This is a genomic window from Aureibacillus halotolerans (assembly GCF_004363045.1).
GTDB lineage: Bacteria > Bacillota > Bacilli > Bacillales > DSM-28697 > Aureibacillus > Aureibacillus halotolerans.
The window spans coordinates 26392-44114 of the sequence record NZ_SNYJ01000010.1; the positions used below are offsets into that span (position 1 = coordinate 26392).

13 protein-coding genes are annotated in these 17723 nt (G+C 46.3%); 9 read left to right on the forward strand and 4 right to left on the reverse strand.

Annotation, left to right across the window (positions count from 1 at the left end):
- The 3 genes from EV213_RS12420 to EV213_RS12430 all read right to left on the reverse strand — a co-directional run bounded on the left by EV213_RS12420 (position 1) and on the right by EV213_RS12430 (position 1986).
- Complete coding sequence (locus EV213_RS12420) at positions 1 to 816, reverse strand: sugar phosphate isomerase/epimerase family protein (RefSeq protein ID WP_133580870.1); 816 nt, start codon at positions 814 to 816, stop codon at positions 1 to 3.
- Between the two features lie 49 nt (positions 817 to 865).
- On the reverse strand, positions 866 to 1699 hold the full coding sequence (locus EV213_RS12425) for an undecaprenyl-diphosphate phosphatase (RefSeq protein WP_133580871.1): 834 nt from the start codon (positions 1697 to 1699) through the stop codon (positions 866 to 868).
- Between the two features lie 65 nt (positions 1700 to 1764).
- Entirely contained in the window at positions 1765 to 1986 is a 222-nt protein-coding gene (locus EV213_RS12430) for a hypothetical protein (RefSeq protein ID WP_133580872.1), read from the reverse strand.
- A 197-nt stretch (positions 1987 to 2183) separates the two neighbouring features.
- Here EV213_RS12430 and EV213_RS12435 point away from each other — a divergent pair, with 197 nt between their 5' ends.
- Complete coding sequence (locus EV213_RS12435) at positions 2184 to 8258, forward strand: S-layer homology domain-containing protein (protein ID WP_133580873.1); 6075 nt, start codon at positions 2184 to 2186, stop codon at positions 8256 to 8258.
- Positions 8259 to 8468: 210 nt separating this feature from the next.
- On the opposite strand, the gene psiE is transcribed toward EV213_RS12435, so the two are convergent.
- On the reverse strand, positions 8469 to 8876 hold the full coding sequence (gene psiE / locus EV213_RS12440; protein WP_279512764.1) for a phosphate-starvation-inducible protein PsiE: 408 nt from the start codon (positions 8874 to 8876) through the stop codon (positions 8469 to 8471).
- Between the two features lie 246 nt (positions 8877 to 9122).
- Between psiE and EV213_RS12445 the strand changes: the two genes are divergently transcribed.
- The 8 genes from EV213_RS12445 (at position 9123) to EV213_RS12480 (ending at position 17475) form a co-directional block, all read left to right on the forward strand.
- Positions 9123 to 9665, forward strand: a complete 543-nt coding sequence (locus EV213_RS12445; protein ID WP_133580874.1) for a helix-turn-helix domain-containing protein — start codon at positions 9123 to 9125, stop codon at positions 9663 to 9665.
- A gap of 65 nt (positions 9666 to 9730) precedes the next feature.
- Complete coding sequence (locus EV213_RS12450) at positions 9731 to 10759, forward strand: ABC transporter ATP-binding protein (protein WP_133580875.1); 1029 nt, start codon at positions 9731 to 9733, stop codon at positions 10757 to 10759.
- Complete coding sequence (locus tag EV213_RS12455; protein WP_133580876.1) at positions 10752 to 11735, forward strand: ABC transporter ATP-binding protein; 984 nt, start codon at positions 10752 to 10754, stop codon at positions 11733 to 11735. Before EV213_RS12450 ends, EV213_RS12455 begins: the two co-directional genes overlap by 8 nt.
- A 16-nt stretch (positions 11736 to 11751) precedes the next feature.
- On the forward strand, positions 11752 to 12954 hold the full coding sequence (locus EV213_RS12460; RefSeq protein WP_133580877.1) for a dipeptidase: 1203 nt from the start codon (positions 11752 to 11754) through the stop codon (positions 12952 to 12954).
- Positions 12955 to 12980: 26 nt separating this feature from the next.
- Positions 12981 to 14615 (forward strand): ABC transporter substrate-binding protein, encoded by a 1635-nt coding sequence (locus EV213_RS12465; RefSeq protein ID WP_243740086.1) that lies wholly within the window; start codon positions 12981 to 12983, stop codon positions 14613 to 14615.
- Positions 14616 to 14731: 116 nt separating this feature from the next.
- Positions 14732 to 15673: an ABC transporter permease gene (locus EV213_RS12470; RefSeq protein ID WP_133580878.1), complete on the forward strand. Its 942-nt coding sequence runs from the start codon at positions 14732 to 14734 to the stop codon at positions 15671 to 15673.
- 16 nt (positions 15674 to 15689) lie between these two features.
- Positions 15690 to 16580, forward strand: coding sequence for an ABC transporter permease (locus EV213_RS12475; protein WP_133580879.1), 891 nt, complete (start codon positions 15690 to 15692; stop codon positions 16578 to 16580).
- A gap of 46 nt (positions 16581 to 16626) precedes the next feature.
- Positions 16627 to 17475, forward strand: a complete 849-nt coding sequence (locus tag EV213_RS12480; protein ID WP_133580880.1) for an alpha/beta fold hydrolase — start codon at positions 16627 to 16629, stop codon at positions 17473 to 17475.
- The last annotated feature ends 248 nt before the right edge of the window (positions 17476 to 17723 follow it).

Consider the following 17723-nt stretch of genomic DNA (forward strand, 5'->3'; position numbering starts at 1 on the left):
TTATCGTAATTTCTCTATGACATGCTTAATGGACCGACAGCCTTCCCACATATCTCCAGGCTCGGCGTTGATCACAATGAGTGGTGCCTCGTTCTCTATGGCATGAAGCATGGCCTTCAGTTCTGACGCATTGATCGTACCATCCTCGTGGTAAGGAGGTTTCACGTGGAACGAATGGGCATGAGAAGAGCCATAGGATACACCTGCGAGTCGCTCCTCTGCCGATAGGTTGCCAAAGTCAACGATCGTACGAGGCTCACCATCAAGCTTCTCCACGATACTCTCCCAATGAGCAACGGTGTCGGTAAGCTGCTTAAAGTTTTCGGTCACAACCTTTACGCCTCGCTCAGCTCCATACTCCGACAACTGACGCAAGCCAGCGATACTTCGCGCTTGTGTCTCCGCAGTAGCAGGCTGCTCTCCCGCAACAACTCGAACAGCTGTCGCTCCTACAATAGAGGCAACATCAATCCACCTCGCAATCAACTCAATATCCGCCTCTCGCCTTTTGGCATCGGGAGTGGCTAGATCGCCATAGTCCACAAGAATGGTATGCAGGTCCAATCCTGCTGTTTCAATTGCCAACTTTAGCTTTAACAGATAGGTCTCTGACGTATCAGGAATATGAAAGTGACATATTTCCAAAACACCGTATCCTTCTCTCGCCAAGTGTGCCGGGAGCTCAAGCAGTGTCACCTCTTCCTCCTGCGGCTCAACCTTCACGTCATGGGACTGACTTTCTTCGTTCCATACCGTCCATCGCAAAGGTCCTAAGCAACGATGGAGACTCCACGTACTGATGCCGAATAACGTCATGCGATCAATTCCCCTCTCTTTTCCATTACTACCCTTATACTACCAAGGATTAAAGATAGATGACGAGGAATATGATTGTCGCAAGTACGATTCGGTAAATGGCAAATGGCACTAGTTTGATGCGATTAATTAGCTTCAAGAAAAATTTGATCGAGACGAGCGCGACAATAAAGGCCGCGATAAACCCAACAATAAAAAACGGCATCACTTCTGGGGTAAAGTACTCCCAGTTTTTAATCAATGAAAGCAAACTTGCACCACACATTATAGGGACTGCCATAATAAAGGTGAAATCCGCAGCCGCGCGATGACTGAGACCAAGAAGCACCCCGCCAGATATCGTTGAACCTGATCGCGAAAACCCAGGCCAAAGTGCCATACATTGAATTAAACCAATGGTTAGCGCTTGGCGATACGTAATGCCATCCACAGAATCTATCGGCGGATGCTTCGGACCAAAACGGTCTGCCGCAATCATCAGGATCGCCCCAAGCACAAGTCCAATAAGCACCGTCTCGGTTGAAAACAAATACTCGTCAATGTAATCCTCGAACAAGAGACCGAGCACACCAGCTGGAATCAAGCCTACAATCACATGCGTTAATTTCAGTCGTTTCGCCGGGTTCGGGTTGTCCCGTTTCACATGCCCGATATGCAGTAGCTCCAGAAAACGCCGCCAAAAAATAATGACAACGGCCAGGATGGATCCTAATTGAATCACAACCTTAAAGGTGTTGGCCACCGGCTCTGTTAGAAACACTTTTGATTTCAACCATAGGTCGTCCACGATAATCATGTGACCTGTGGAGGAAACGGGAGCGAACTCGGTTAACCCTTCTACAACCCCTAATATAATGGCCTTAAGCAGCGTTAGCATGTCCATGCGTCTTATATCCTCCTCTATCGTTCACTTACTTATGTACAGCTTGTTTACTTCAATTTATACGATCAATTCTGCGCAATCAAGAGGCTTATGAAGAAATTAAATGTGACCGCGAAGGGAAGTCCGCAGCTTACGGCTCGTCCACGACGGTGAAGCACTTGGTGACTTCCATTCGTCAGATCGTCCTCTTGAACACTTCGTAAGCGTCCTTCAACGCACGTCCGTTCCATCATATATAAAGTCGCTGCAGAAGTCTCTCCATCTTTAGGCGGATTCAGCGTCGTCATCGAAAACGAGATTTCCTTCTGCTATGATGAGCACCGAAAAAGGAGATGCAACAAGGATTCTATTCATCGTATGATTCATTAGCCCCAGCCATTCCCTCTATTCCACTCTATCTTCATGATTTTGTAACAAACCGTTTATACTCCGCTTACAATTACTTTATAAGATAAACGTATTACAGTACAAAAGGAGATTATGCATGCCAACATTTAATCATCGAAAATGGCCCTCTGCTGCCCTTGCCGGAATGCTTGTCATTTCAGGAACGCTTTCTTATCCACTTTCGCCAACAGTTCATGCAAACGACACCACAACTGAAACCAACACCAGCGTACAAACAGAGGTGGAACAGAGCCCATTCCAGCATACGCCACCCACCACTATTCTAGCGAATGAAGAGACGACGATTTCTGCTTCCATCTCTTCTGAACAGCTTGAGAACATCGTCTTATTGTACAAAACAGCAACGAATACAATCAATCAAAAGATGATGGAAGACCAAGGGAATGGAACGTACAAAACGACGTTCACACCTGAAGAACTCCAAGACATCGATACGCTGTTCTATTCAATTGAAGCCATGTCATCCGAGAGCGCCTACCGGTTTCCAACAGCTGCTGATAGCTGGCATGAAGTCCCTGTCACTCCAGCCAATAATGAGGAAGAAAGTTCCGCACCACCAGTAGAAGAAGACACTGCGGAGCAACCGAAACCAGATACCGATAACAGCACACCTGTGGAAGACGCGCTTAATGAAGATGAAGCGGATCTCGAGTCTCAACCTCCCTTTTACATAACAGAGCTACTTCCAAATTCAGAAAATGTGAATGGTTCTGATGGATATGAATTTATTGAGATCGCCAACAATCAGTCAGAGAGCGTCGACTTTTCCGGCTTCACTCTACACTACAACTACCCAGAAGATAAGCCGTCTCAGAACTGGTCATTAACGCAAAATGCGATGATTGCGCCAGGAGAAACCATCGTCATATGGATTAAAAACAGCGGAAATCAAGATTTAACGAATGCTGATTTTAATGGGCATTATGGGACAGACCTTTCAGACGCTCAGTTGTTCCAAATTGAAGCAGACGGTATGGCGAACGCTGCCGAACGTGAGCTTTCGATTGAAAACGCAGCGGGCGATGTCCTCGTATCGGCCAGTTACATTGACGGTGATGCTGATGAGGCAGGCAAAAGTATCGTCTACCATTATCCGAACTCAGGCACTGTAATGACGAAAGTGGGCCCTGGTGACTCTACACCTGGAGTACTCCAAAATAATCAAGTCCCGTCAACACGTGTGGCGCCAATTGACAACGAGAATGCTTCAATGACCATTGAGCATAATGCTCCTAGCTCACTCGCCTATGATCAGGCGACTTTAGAAGCAATGGTTCAAGGCGCAGATCGTGTACAGATCGTTGTTACAACAGAACACTCCACGCACACGATGGCGATGGAAAATACAGACGGAGCCAACCACTATGGGGCGACATTGCCGATGGAATGGCTCTGGACTGGGAAACTCTCTTATAAAATCCAAGCCATAAAAAGAAACACGACCGAATCAACAGAAGACTTTTCCGTCGACGTAAGCCTGCCAGACGTTGATGTGCAATCACTCTCCCCCTTCCTTATTACCGAGGTGGTGCCTGATTCAGCAAATGTCAGCGGGGCCGATGGGTATGAATACATCGAGGTATACAATACAACAGACACCGACCTTCCCTTTACGAACTATCGCCTGCAGTACCGATATCCAAACAATGGTCCCGCTTCAGACTTGATGTGGGATGCAGAGGAAGAAAACATCATCATTCCCTCTGGCGAAGCAGTCGTGTTTTGGATTAAAAATGGCCATAACCAAGAAACGACAGCGGACGAGTTCAACAGCAATTACGGCAGCTCATTAACACTTGGTGAAAATCTGTTCACCATTGAATCTGGCGGTATGGCCAACAGTGGTGCACGAGGACTTGTCGTCGCCACCAAATCTGGGCTAGAGCTCAATCAAGCCTTTTATAATGATACGGATCATGACGATACAGCTGCCAACAAAGGCATACTTTTCATGTATCCATTTGGTGATAGCATTCAGCAACAAAAAATGTCAGCAGGAGAGGAAGACGCCTCGCCTGGAGAGGTTCTTCCTGGTCAAGTGCCTGGGACGAATAAGACATGGCTACAGGATAACGAAGAGCCAACCATTCAAGACCAAACGAGTCAGGAGACATTAACCGAGCCAGCGGATCTTATCATCAAAGCCACCGTCGAGGACAACCAAATGGTCGAAAAGGTGACCCTCGTCTATTCAACGTCGGGGCCAGAGGATGTACAATCGATCACACTTCGCCATAGTGGCGAGCCAAACATTTACACACACACAATCCCTGCCGCTGTGATGATTGGCGCAGAAAAATTCACGTATTCGATTGAAGCAACGGATGGGACGAACACCTTTCGAACAAACGAGAAAACCATTTCTGTAGAAGGCACAACCCCAACGCAAGACGTTCGCCTTAATTTGGAAAACAATGCGTTTGTACGGGGCGAAACCTTAATCAAAGGAGCTGCCAACGGCGCGTCTGCAAATGACGTCACCCTTGCAATCGACGGGACACCAATCACTACAGAAACGTTCGCAGCACTTGAAAAGGAAGCCTATTTGTCTTTTGATATTAAAAACACGAACATGTACTTTAAAAATGCGGTCACCTTTGACAATAAAGACATTCTTTACACGTTTTCCGATTCCGTTAATGCGTACGAAAACCTGCTTGTGCCCATTGACCCTTCGCTTTTTCAAAGTGGAATGAATGACAAGCTATCGATTAAGGCCGGAAACAAAGAAACGCCTTTTGAGGACGTGGTTGAAGAAAACCGCGATGATTTTCTCGTCCGTAACATTCGTTTAATTCTGTCCAGTGGAGAGACATTCAGAGATCCGACCTACGGCGAGCCACAAGAAGACATCAGTGTTGGTGATGGGGCCACGGCTATTCAGTCTGTCGATCTTAGTTTCGACATTCCTTCCGAACACTTTGCCGCAAAAGCCTACAAGTGGGACACAGCCAACGTCGCGGATGGCGAGCATAAAATCACTGTTTCACATGGAACGAACGCGTCTGAGGTGACAGTGATCGTCGATAACACAGCGCCTTCCATCACCCCTACTCTCGGAACAGAGGCGTATAAAGGCAGCTTTGTTATCGATGCGACGATTGAAGATTCCGGCTCACAGGTAGCTGAAAAAACCGTGACACTGGATGGCGAGACGATCAATTTGCCTTACGATACCTCCTCGGCAGTACTGACGCCAGGGGAACACACGCTTGCGATTACCGCCACAGATCATGCCGGGAATACTGCTGAAAAAACAACCACCTTTACGACAGTGGCTGAACATCCAGACCAGCCTTTGTCCTTCTCACCTGAGGATGGGGCAACGAATGTTCAGCCTGGCACGCCACTGAACATCACAGTGACTGACCCGACTGGGGACGAACTCGATGTCCAGTTTTTTGAAGGGCGCACTCATGATGCGTTCTCTGACACCATTCAGTTTTCAAAAGGAGCCACAGCCACGGAGCCACCAACGACAATGACACCTTCTGAACAGGAGGCGATGAGCAGCGATGACATTGCCTTATTGTCTGAAGTAGACGGCAAAATGCTCGTTTCTGATACGACTGGTACGTTCCCTTATCACCGGTTTGATATTACGCTTGAAAAACCGCTTGCCCAAACGGATACGGTGGAAGCGGTCTGGGATGGGGCAACGTTAAAAGGCAGAAAAGTAACGATGTACGCCTGGAACCCATCGACAGAACGATGGATTCACCTGAAAGAGCATGTGGCCGACAGCACTAAGCTTTTTCAATTAAAAGCTGAAGTTGGCCGCGAGTTTGTTGCGAACAATACGATCCAACTCATGGTGCAGGACGAAATTCCGACCCCTGCTGACTATGACTATACTTTCGTTTGGATGAGTGATACACAGTACTACTCTGAGTCATATCCATACATCTATGAGAGTCAGGTAGAGTGGATTCGAGACAACAAGGAAGCAATGGACATCCGCTATGTGTTCCACACCGGCGATATCGTCGATGAAGTTGACCAACCCTACCAATGGGACGTTGCTGACAAAAGCATGAGCGTTCTTGAAGAAGCAGACATTCCTTACGGCGTGCTTGCCGGCAATCATGACGTTGGCCAGCGCAACAATGATTACACGATCTATAGCTCCTATTTTGGCAAAGATCGCTTTGAGGATCAGCACACTTATGGGGGATCATACAAAGACAACCGTGGGCATTATGATTTGATTTCCGCAGAAGGCAATGACTTCATCATGATGTATATGGGTTGGGGTGTTGATGAGGAAGGCATGGACTGGATGAACGAGGTGTTAGCACGTTATCCAAACCGCACCGCCATCTTGAATTTCCATGAGTACTTGCTTGTGTCTGGCAATCGCAGTGGGATTGGCGATGACATTTTCGAAGCGGTCGTCAAGCCAAACCCGAATGTCGTTGCGGTTTTATCAGGGCATTATCATGACAGCGAAACACTTGTTGACGCGATTGATGATGATGGAGATGGAGAGCCTGATCGCCGCGTCTACCAAATGCTCGCCGATTATCAAGGCGGTCCTGAAGGTGGCCAAGGCTACATGCGTTTGCTTCATATCGATAAGGAAACGAATCAAATTTATGTCAACACGTACTCGCCTTACATGGATGATTACAACTTTTACGACACAGATGAACACGGCACTAAAGACGAATTTAAGATTGAAATGGATTTGCAGCCACAGGATAAACGCGTTGCAACGGATAGCTTTGCCGTGAACATTTACAGCACAGAGGCGATTGACGACGTTCAAGAAGTGGCAAGTGGAACCTCTGCGGAAGCAGCATGGGACACTAAAGCTGGAACGACCTACAGCTGGTACGCCACGTTGCAGGACGACTTCGGAGGTTCAACGCGCTCTGAGCTCATGACCTTCACGACCGCAGGAACTGGAACGCCTCCTGAGGACGATGACGAGGATGACCAAGGAGACGACGAGGACAACCAGCAAGATAACGAAAATGATGAAAACGACGACGATAAGGATGAGGACAAGCAAGACAATGACGACGAGAACCAAGAATCCGGGTCCTCTAACGATTCCGAAGACGAGCAAAATGAAGGCTCATGGGTCGGTGACGAACTGCACCTCAACGTGAATGCAGATGGAACTCTTGAATTGCCGTCTGACGCTTTCGCCGAAGCGAACGAAGCTGTCACCATCGTTCTTTCAGCGCAAGCAGACGGCGAGCAGCGTGTCGACATTGACCAAGAAGCTCTGCAAGACTTGCAAAACCTGCCCTCTTCCACCTGGACAACCGGTTCTGTGCAATTGACCATTCCACAGGAGGCTTGGGGAAATGCAGAGGGAGCCGCAACCCTTGTGATTCAAACGGAAAACGCAGCAGGAACAGCCATCGTTGAACCTATAGGATCAGCGGTCACTGTTGGACTAGAGATTGATGGCGAGCCCAATGCATGGAACGCACCGGTGACATTGGAGCTTTCACACAGCCTTACGCCACAGCAGCAAAAGTTGGCTGGTGTCTATCGGATGAGTGGCACAGAACAAACCTACCTGAACGGAAAGATTAATGATCAACCTGCTACAGCAACGGTTGATCAAGATGGGACGTATGGGTTGGCGCTTTATCACGCCCCATTTGAAGACATTACGTCGCATTGGTCAAGAGACGCCGTCCGTCATGTCGCTGCCAAGCATATTGCAAAAGGCATCCAAGCCAATGCCTTTGTGCCAGAAAATAACCTAACACGTGCGGACATGGCCCTCTTCATCGGCCGAATGCTCGATGTGAACTCAGACACAGACACATCGATCTCGTTTGCCGATGTGCCGAACGATCATTATGCAGCTGGCGCCATTCAGGCGATGGCCAATGCTTCAATTGTGGAAGGCTATAACGGGCAGTTCCGCCCTGATGACGTCATTACCCGCGAAGAAGCCGTCGTCATGATCGTCCGTGCCCTTGAGCTTCAAGGCGACACGTGGGACGCTGGACCACCTGCTTCCTTTACAGACAGCGCATCTGTATCTGGGTGGGCAAAGGACGCTGTCACACAGGCCTCCTCCCTCCGTCTGATCCAAGGCAAAGGGGCCGGTTCCTTCGCCCCAGGAGCAACGCTAACGCGAGCGGAAATGGCCACAATGCTTTCGACATGGCTCAGCAATCAATAATAAATCTATGAAATACGCAAAGAACGTGCCCGAGGGTACGTTCTTTGTTTTTCGTTCCGTGCAATGGCCTCCCGCTATAATTGTTCCTAAAATAAGGCTCATCTTAACCGCACAGTTTGTCCCCCATTCCGCACAGTCAAAACGTTAAACAGCCCTCCATCTCAATGAACTTCTGTATGAGTCAACAGTCCTCGTTCACACAAGTCTCAGTCAATCACTCTTCCTCTCCGTCACAATCGAGGTCACTAGCAGCGACAAAGAAAGCGTCAGGATGGAAAGCGTATAAAGCAACGTTGTCTCTGGTTCCTCGTGGTTAATGATGATTAAACGAACAATGGCGGTGATGCCAATATAGATAAAATAGCGCAATGGGAAATGAAAATCAGACTTAAAATATTGCACGATAAGCGTAATAAACTCAAAAAATAAAAAATAAACAACAATACCTTCCACCAAATAATAATAGGAGACGATTTCATTTTGTACAAGCAGACTGTCGATGAGAAACAACGTCTTTCGAATCAAAAAAAGCGACAGGATTAACCCTAAAATAAACAACATCACATTTAAAATACGCTGTAAAAAAACAGACGCGAAATGCGGTTTTGCGCTGCGAATGGCGAGGTCCCCCTTTCATTTCACCTTCAGAGCTCCTTCTACTTTATTCTTGAAAAACAGCTTGTATGAAAACATCTATTTATCTCTTGTAAAGGAATTAAATAGTCCTTTTATCATGCTTTATCAAAAATATTTTAAAAAAATTATGTTCATTGCACAAAAATTATGCTAACATAACCGATAATCCAGTATAGATAAAATTATTACAGTATTAGTGTAATTTATCTCAAAACGGGAGCGAAGTAGATGGACCAAATATACAGAAAAATACGTGATCTCAGACAAAGGAACAAGATGACGTTAAAGGATTTAAGTGATCGGACCTCTTTGTCTGTCAGCTTTCTTTCTCAAATTGAACGAGGGTCCTCCTCCCTTGCAATTCATTCACTACAAAAAATAGCAGAAGCTTTTGAAGTGAACATAGGCTACTTTTTTGAGGAACAGGATCGGTACAACTACGTAATGAGACAATCTCAGAAGAAACCATTTCAGATCAAAGGCTTTGAATCAGAGTACATTCGATTAAACGGGGAATTTACTAATCGATCCCTCGCACCCTTTGAAATTATCATGAAGCCTCATCAAAAAAAGACAAACACATTTACACATCCTGGAGAAGAATTTTATTACGTCCTTGAGGGAGCCATGATCTATACGCTTGACGACAAGGAATACTACCTTAAAAAAGGAGAATCTATTCATTTCCCTTCGACGATCCCTCACTATGGGGAGAATCCTCTAGACAAAGAAACCAAATTATTATGTGTAATTACTCCGGTCATCTTCTAAGATGACTTGGAGTCTCTTAGCAAAAGTTAAATAGTCATAATATTCAACTGAAAGGAGGAAAAAGATTGAACCCACTTTTAAAGGTTCACGAACTCTCTGTTGGTTTTCAATCAGATCAAGGCGTTGTTAAAGCGATAGAAGATGTATCGTTCGAGGTTCATAAAGGCCAAACCCTCTGTATTGTTGGGGAGTCTGGTAGTGGAAAAAGCGTGACTTCGATGTCTATTATGCGCCTCATCGACTATGAAAATGGTGTGCTATTGGGTGGAGATATTGAGTTTAATGGAGAGTCACTCTCAACCAAAAGCCAAGACAGCATGCGAAAAATTCGAGGAAATCAAATGTCAATGATCTTTCAAGAGCCGATGACCGCACTAAACCCTGTCTTCTCTGTCGGAAAACAAATTGTTGAGTCACTCCGTTTACAAAACAAGCGTCTTTCCAAATCTGAGTCATGGGCTAAGGCGGTGGAGTTGCTTCAACAGGTCGGCATCTCTGAGCCTCATATCCGTGTGAAACAATTTCCTCATGAACTTTCAGGAGGGATGAGACAGCGTGTCATGATTGCCATTGCACTTGCTTCAAATCCGCAATTACTGATCGCTGATGAGCCTACGACAGCCTTGGACGTTACCATTCAATCGCAAATTTTGCACCTATTGGCAGAATTAAAAGAAACGACAGGTATGTCGATGATCCTCATTACACACGACATTGGGGTTGCTGCAGAGATCTCTGATCGTATTGTCGTGATGTACGCCGGAACAATCGTTGAAGAAGGTGATGTGTTTGACATCTTTGAACAACCAAAGCATCCCTATACCGTTGGATTGTTCGAATCTGTACCCGTCGTGGATGGCGAAAGAAAACCGTCGCTTCCATCTATCCCTGGGACCATTCCATCGTTAGCGAATCTGCCTGAGGGCTGCCGTTTTCACCCGCGTTGTCCTTATGCGACGGAACAGTGTGTTCGTTCTTCCCCGCCATTAGTGACACTTAGTGAAGGACGCAAGGTTGCCTGTTTTCATCATGACATCGTTGATCATCAAAATTCTTTGACGAAGACCAAAAAGGAGGTGGTACAGGATGAGTGAATCAACGGTGTTGCTTGAGGCTACAAATATTAAAAAGTACTTTCCTATTAAAAAAGGTGTGCTCAAAAAAACCGTTGGTCATGTTCGTGCCGTGGATGATGTATCATTGACGATTCGTAAAGGAGAAACCTTTGGCTTAGTCGGTGAATCGGGTTCAGGCAAATCAACGTTAGGCAGGGTGCTGTTACAGCTCCAAGCATTGACAAGTGGCACTGTACAGTTCAAAGGTCAGCCTATTCATAACGCAAATGCTCAACAACTACGAGCGATTCGTAAGCATATGCAAATCATCTTTCAAGATCCTTTTGCTTCATTAGATCCACGATTCACCATTCGTGACATTATTGCAGAACCGTTTCAAATCCACCAAATGCTCAAGGGACAAGCCTTGGATAACAAGATTGACGACCTTCTGCAGAGAGTGGGACTAGACCCACAGCGTAAGCACGCTTACCCTCATGAGTTTTCAGGTGGTCAGCGGCAGCGCGTAGGCATTGCTCGAGCGATTGCTCTACAGCCTGATTTTATTGTCGCCGACGAAGCAGTCTCTGCTCTCGATGTTTCTGTGCAGGCACAGGTCATTAATCTGCTCAAGGATCTCCAACAAGATTTAGGCTTGACGTACTTATTTATCGCACACGGATTAAATGTTGTCAGACATATCTCTGATAGGGTCGGCGTGATGTATTTAGGGCAACTGGTGGAGGTCGGTCCTACTGATGCATTGTATGAGACACCCGCTCACCCCTACACAAAGGCGTTAATTGACACCAACCCGAACCCGAATCCCTACAAACGAAAAAAGCGAATTCTGCTTAAGGGAGAGATTCCTTCTCCAGCCAACCCTCCGTCAGGCTGTCGCTTTCACACACGTTGCCCCATCGCGACAGACACTTGCAAAACGGAGGCGCCGAGCTTAAAAGCATTTGGTCAAGATCGTCTTGTTGCCTGTCATTATCCTATCCAAGACCATTAAAAGGAGAGAGAAAAAAATGAAGAAAAAAGCGTACAACGGATACAAATCATTCCAATATTTAGAATCAGGAAAAGATTACAAACCTTATCCTCTCGCAAAGGAAATCAATCGTGTTGAACCTTTCAACTACCCTGTGAATGATTCACAGGAACAAGAGGTTCAAGCCATTTTGGAAGAGGAATACATCATTTCTCTTCACGAGCATACATTTGTCTGCCCAGAGGACGTCAATCAGATTTTCGAATTTAGACGTCAAGGGAGAGATTGGACGGGCTATGAAGGATTAAGTGTGTCTGGTCTTGATGTCGTTTTTGAAAACTTTATGGATGGTACGGCTCTTATTACTTCTCAGGCAGGGTGGAAATGGAACGACGTCATCCATGACCTCGGCATCCGCTATAGTGACTTTGCCCACCAGGACATGGTCGTTCGAGCGCATACGCTAGAAGATATTGAACGAGCGAAGAAAGAAGGAAAAATTGCCTTTGTCACATCACTAGAATCCGCAACGCAAATTGAAAACGAGATTGATCGCGTCGATGTCCTTTATGGGTTAGGCGTGCGCGTAATGGGCATTGCCTACTCTGAAGGAAACTCATTAGGTGGTGGGTTGAAGGAAGACCCTACCTTTGGTCTCACCAAGTTTGGCCACAAGGTCGTTGAACGAATGAATAAGCTTGGCATGACAATTGATGTATCGCACTGTAATGACCGCACCGCTTTAGACACCATTGAAGCGAGCAGTAAACCGATCTTCATTACCCACGTTGGAGCGAGAGCCCTTTGGAACACCAACCGCATGAAGCCAGACAACATTCTAAAAGCATGCGCAGAACGTGGTGGCGTCATCGGCATCGAGGCAGCCCCGCACACGACACTGACGGAAAAGCACATTGAACATAATCTGGAATCGGTGATGGAGCATTTTGAGCATTGCGTCAAGCTTTGTGGCATTGATCACGTCTCCTTCGGTCTAGATACACTCTACGGCGACCATGTTGGGCTTCATCACGCGTTCGCAAACCAGCTTTCGATTGGAGACTCACACAAAGGACAAGCATTTGATGAAGTTGCCTATGTGGAAGGCGTAGAAAACCCCTCTGAAGCTTACATTAACGTTGTTCGTTGGTTGGTTGACCATGAATACACTCGTGAAGATATTCGCAAAGTCATGGGGCAAAATATTCTTAGGGTCTTAAAAGATACTTGGGTTAAATAAAACAACTCAAAAAAGGGGAATAATCAATGAAAAAATCTACCATTCTATCAGTACTCTTTACAATGCTGCTTCTGCTGTTAGCTGCATGTGGAGGCAACAACAGTTCTCAGAGCGACGCACCAACGGATGATGCGTCCTCTGAGGAGACGTCTTCGTCGCCCTCACAAGGCGGGGAAATTGCAATTCCTATTGTTGGCGATCCAATTTTCAACCCATGGCACCCTAATGCGTATGCAGAATCAAATGTGGTAAACCGGATTCTTTTCTCTGGCCTCACCAAGCCAGGAAAAGACACTGCCCCTGCACCAAGCCTCGCGACAGAATGGAGCGCTTCTGAAGACGGTTTAACGTGGACGTTCAAGCTGCGCGACGACGTGAAGTGGCATGACGGAGAAGCCTTTACTGCCGATGATGTCGTATTTACGTTTAACACACTAGTGCTAGACGAAAGCAAAGGAGCAAACGGAGCTTCAAACTTCCGTGCTCTTGATGAGGTCACGAAGGTCGATGATGCAACGGTTGAGTTTCATTTAAACCGCCCATGGGCCTCCTTACCTGCCTACCTTGGCTTTAATGCAGAAATCTTGCCACAGCATGTGCTTGAAGGCACCGACGTATGGAACAATACGGCCTTTAACAAAGAAACACCAATTGGCACAGGTCCTTACAAGGTTGAAACGTATACATCCGGCCAAAGCGTTGTACTCACCGCAAATGATGATTACTTCCTAGGTCGCCCAAATATTGACAAGGTCACGTACAAAATTCTAGCGGATGTAAATACCCACATTGCCCAAGCGATGACGCAGGAGCTGGATATTTTCTCACTCGAGGACACATCTTCACTTGAACGTCTTCAAAACGTCGCTCATTTGTCTGTTGAACCACGGAACGTAACGAAATATTACTGGGTGGCGGTCAATCAAAACAACCCTACGTTCCAAGACGTGAAGTTTCGCCAAGCGATCATGCATGCCATTAATCGCCAGGCCATTATTGACAATATCCTAAAAGGATACGCTACGATTGCTGATGCCGCCATTACACCAAATCTTGAAACCTACTATACAAACGATGTCGCCAAATACGACTATAATCCTGAAAAAGCAAAAGCGTTGCTTGAAGAGATTGGATACATCATGAACAGCGATGGCGTCTTTGAAAAAGATGGCGAACCCCTCTCCTTTCAATTTGACGTCGCGGTCCAAGGAGATTTAGTAACCATTGCACAGCTTATTCAACAGGATTTAAAAGCCGTTGGGATGGACGTTGAACTTGTCACATTGGATTGGAATTCAATGATTCAAAAGGACGTTGTTGAACGTAATTATGACATGATGATGAACTGGTGGACGTACCCAGACGACCCTGATGTCTATGCCCAATACCATTCCTCGAACGCAGACACAGGAAATAACATTCCTAATTATAAGGACGAGGAAATGGACCGCTTGCTTACACTTGGTCAAGAAACGAGCGATCCAGCTAAGCGGGCCGAAGTCTACAAAGAACTACAGGCCTATATGGCAGAGCAATTGCCTTACCAGTATCTTTGGTACCCACAAGAGTTAGTCGTTATAAACAATAAGCTTGAAAATGTACCAGAACTCAACTATGGCGGCACATTGCATTATATTAACGAGTGGAGCATTAAACAATAATCCTGCAGAAGGACAAATTTTTAAAAACTACGGCTTATAGAAGGGCCTTGTCAGGCCCTTCTATATTACTAAATTTACCGTATATCAGATATTTTTGAAGGGAGGAATCCATCCACATGGCTTCATTTTTGCTTCAGCGCTTTTGGCAGAGCATTCTTCTCGTCTTCATCGTTTCCATCCTCACCTTTTTCCTTATTAATCTTGCACCAGGCGGGCCGTCGTCGATGATGCGAATGGACGCCACCGAGGAGGAACGACAAGCGATTTCGGCACAGCTTGGGCTCGATAAGCCTGTCATTGTCAGGTATGGTGAATGGTTGGGCAATGCCGTACGTGGCGATTTGGGAGATTCTTTATCCTCCGGACAACCTGTGATACAACGGATTGCTGAGCGCTTTCCACACACCTTACAGCTGACCATCCTAACATTGATTGTGTCTGTAGTAATTGGAATGATCCTAGGGATTATTGCCGCGATGAAACGGAATCGAGCGAGTGATTATATGATCAATTTTATCGCTGTCATTGGTCTCTCTGTCCCTTCCTTTTGGTTAGCCATCATGCTTATTCTGCTTTTTTCTGTCACGTTACAATGGCTCCCCTCTTCTGGAGTCCCACCTGAAGGCGTGTCTTTATGGGAGCAAATTAAATATCTCATTTTGCCCGTTATTATTCTATCTACGTCCACTCTCCCGACTATCGTGCGTTTTATGAGATCGTCTATGCTTGAAGTCATTTCACAGAATTACGTTCGTACAGCCCGTGCCAAAGGCGTGAAAGAATCAGTGGTCATTTATTGGCACGCCATGAGAAACGCACTAATTCCAGTGGTTTCCATTGTAGGTGTCCTTGTGCCTCGCCTGCTGGGGGGCGCTGTGATTGTAGAATCCGTATTCGGCTGGCCAGGGATGGGACGCTTAATTGTGGAAGCGGCAAACAGTCGCGATTATACCTTAGTCATGGGCGTGACCATCGTAGTGACCCTACTTGTCGTTTTGACAAACTTTATCGTCGACATCGTGTATTCAAAAATTGATCCACGCGTCAAGAATTTTTAAGAAAGGCGGGAGGAAGATGCAAAAAACGGCAAATGAACCATCTGTCATGCTGACGACTGTCGAAAAAAAGCCAGACCGCAGAGCCTGGACGCGACTTAGAAAGAACAAAGCCGCCCACGCCTCCCTCTGGTTTTTAATTCTCATACATGTTGTCGTTTTTATCGGACCGTTTGTATGGACCATGAGTCCTGAAGCGACGAATCCTGCCAACACACTGGCCTCATGGTCTGTCTCACACCCGTTTGGCACAGATGACTTAGGGCGTGATGTGTTCAGTCGCATGCTGCACGGTGGGCGCATTACACTTCTTGTTGGTGCTGGAGCAATGGTTTTCACCGTGCTCATTGGAGGGATTGTTGGCGCTTGTGCAGGTTTTTTTGGTAAATGGATTGAGGCCATCCTCATGCGCTTTACAGAAGCCATGATGTCGATTCCAAATTTCTTTTTCGCGCTCGTCGCATTGACAGTTCTCGGAAAAACCCCATGGATGGTCGTGCTCGTTATCGCGCTTTGTTCCTGGATGGAGATTGCGCGTGTCGTATACGGTGAAACACTGAAATGGAAGCAACAGGAATTTGTTGAAGCGTCGATTGCGTTAGGCGCTAAACCGCTGTGGACGTTAGTTAAGCATGTCATTCCGCAAATTATTCCTTCCATTATTGTTGCAAGCACATTGGGAATTGCTTGGGCCATCCTAACCGAGAGCGCCATCAGCTATTTAGGTCTTGGTATTCAGCCACCGACGGCGACATGGGGCAACATGCTGCAGGATGCACAAGCCTATATTTGGACAGCCCCTATTTTAGGTGTCTTGCCTGGCATTGCCATTACTGTGGTGGTCTTGGCGTACAACTTTTTAGGAGATGGACTGAGGGATGCCCTTGATCCACGACATATTCAAAAATAAGGACACGTGTAACTTCTCAAGCGATTACAACCTAGGAGGAACGATAATGTTTACAACATTGAATGGGTGTGAAATTTATTACGAGATTCATGGCCAAGAGGACGGCGAACCAATTTTCTTTATTCACGGTGGGCCAGGCATGGGTGATTGCCGAGGCGATGTAGCAAGTTTTTCTGCGTTAGGCGATGAGTACCGCCTTGTGTTTATGGACATGCGTGGCTCAGGTCGCTCGGCAGACGTACCCCCATTTACACATGAACAATGGACAGCTGATATTGATGCAATGAGAGCTTTCCTCGGCTATGAAACGATTCATATGCTCGGAGGCTCTTATGGAGGGTTTTTAACACTTGAATATGTCACACGCTATCCAGACAGAGTACGAACGGTTCTTTTGCGAGACACAGCGCCTAGCAACGACTACAATGACTTAAGCATTCAAAAAGCGCTCGATAGCAACTTGCCTGGCATCAATGAGGAAATGCTAGATCGACTTTTCGACGGGAGAGTCGCGTCAAATGAAGAATTTAAGGAAATGTTTCGTGCCATTCTTCCTTTGTATACAGTGAATTTTGACGAGACGATCGCAGAACAAAGAGTGAACAGCATTTACTATCATTATGAAACCCACAACTATGCATTTCATGTAAACAAGAAAGACTATAATCTCGTGAGTCAATTGCCGAACATCCAGCAACCAATGCTCATTACGGTAGGTCGACACGACTGGATTACACCCGTTGTCTGTTCTGAAGAAATTGCCTCCCATGTGCCGAATGGGACGCTTTTCATATTTGAAAACAGCGGCCACTCCCCACAGGCAGAAGAAAATGAGAAGTACATTCAAGTGGTGCGTCAGTTCTTGCAGGACGCAAAGCAAACAATTCATTCTTAAAAAGGTCGTTTTTGTTTGTGAAGGGGAAGAATTGAAAGGTTAGCTCTATGAAATCGTTTGTCTTTCGAGGCTTTTCCCTTTTGAGCAATGAGAATCGGATAAGGTAATGCAATGAAGAACACGAGCCTTTGTCATCTGCCTATAAGCCAGTATTTGCTGGCCTTTTGAAAACATAGAAAAAGTAGACGCTTTACTCGACACTGGCATGGTGTCTGTGACGTCATTATTTGAATTCAGATGCAGGAGTA

What these genes read in the sequence shown, in the direction of transcription:
- EV213_RS12420 (WP_133580870.1), bottom strand. Translation starts at nt 816, where the DNA reads ATGACGTTATTCGGCATCAGTACGTGGAGTCTCCATCGTTGCTTAGGA.
- EV213_RS12425 (WP_133580871.1), bottom strand. Translation starts at nt 1,699, where the DNA reads ATGGACATGCTAACGCTGCTTAAGGCCATTATATTAGGGGTTGTAGAA.
- EV213_RS12430 (WP_133580872.1), bottom strand. Translation starts at nt 1,986, where the DNA reads ATGACGACGCTGAATCCGCCTAAAGATGGAGAGACTTCTGCAGCGACT.
- EV213_RS12435 (WP_133580873.1), top strand. Translation starts at nt 2,184, where the DNA reads ATGCCAACATTTAATCATCGAAAATGGCCCTCTGCTGCCCTTGCCGGA.
- EV213_RS12445 (WP_133580874.1), top strand. Translation starts at nt 9,123, where the DNA reads ATGGACCAAATATACAGAAAAATACGTGATCTCAGACAAAGGAACAAG.
- EV213_RS12455 (WP_133580876.1), top strand. Translation starts at nt 10,752, where the DNA reads ATGAGTGAATCAACGGTGTTGCTTGAGGCTACAAATATTAAAAAGTAC.
- EV213_RS12460 (WP_133580877.1), top strand. Translation starts at nt 11,752, where the DNA reads ATGAAGAAAAAAGCGTACAACGGATACAAATCATTCCAATATTTAGAA.
- EV213_RS12465 (WP_243740086.1), top strand. Translation starts at nt 12,981, where the DNA reads ATGAAAAAATCTACCATTCTATCAGTACTCTTTACAATGCTGCTTCTG.
- EV213_RS12470 (WP_133580878.1), top strand. Translation starts at nt 14,732, where the DNA reads ATGGCTTCATTTTTGCTTCAGCGCTTTTGGCAGAGCATTCTTCTCGTC.
- EV213_RS12475 (WP_133580879.1), top strand. Translation starts at nt 15,690, where the DNA reads ATGCAAAAAACGGCAAATGAACCATCTGTCATGCTGACGACTGTCGAA.
- EV213_RS12480 (WP_133580880.1), top strand. Translation starts at nt 16,627, where the DNA reads ATGTTTACAACATTGAATGGGTGTGAAATTTATTACGAGATTCATGGC.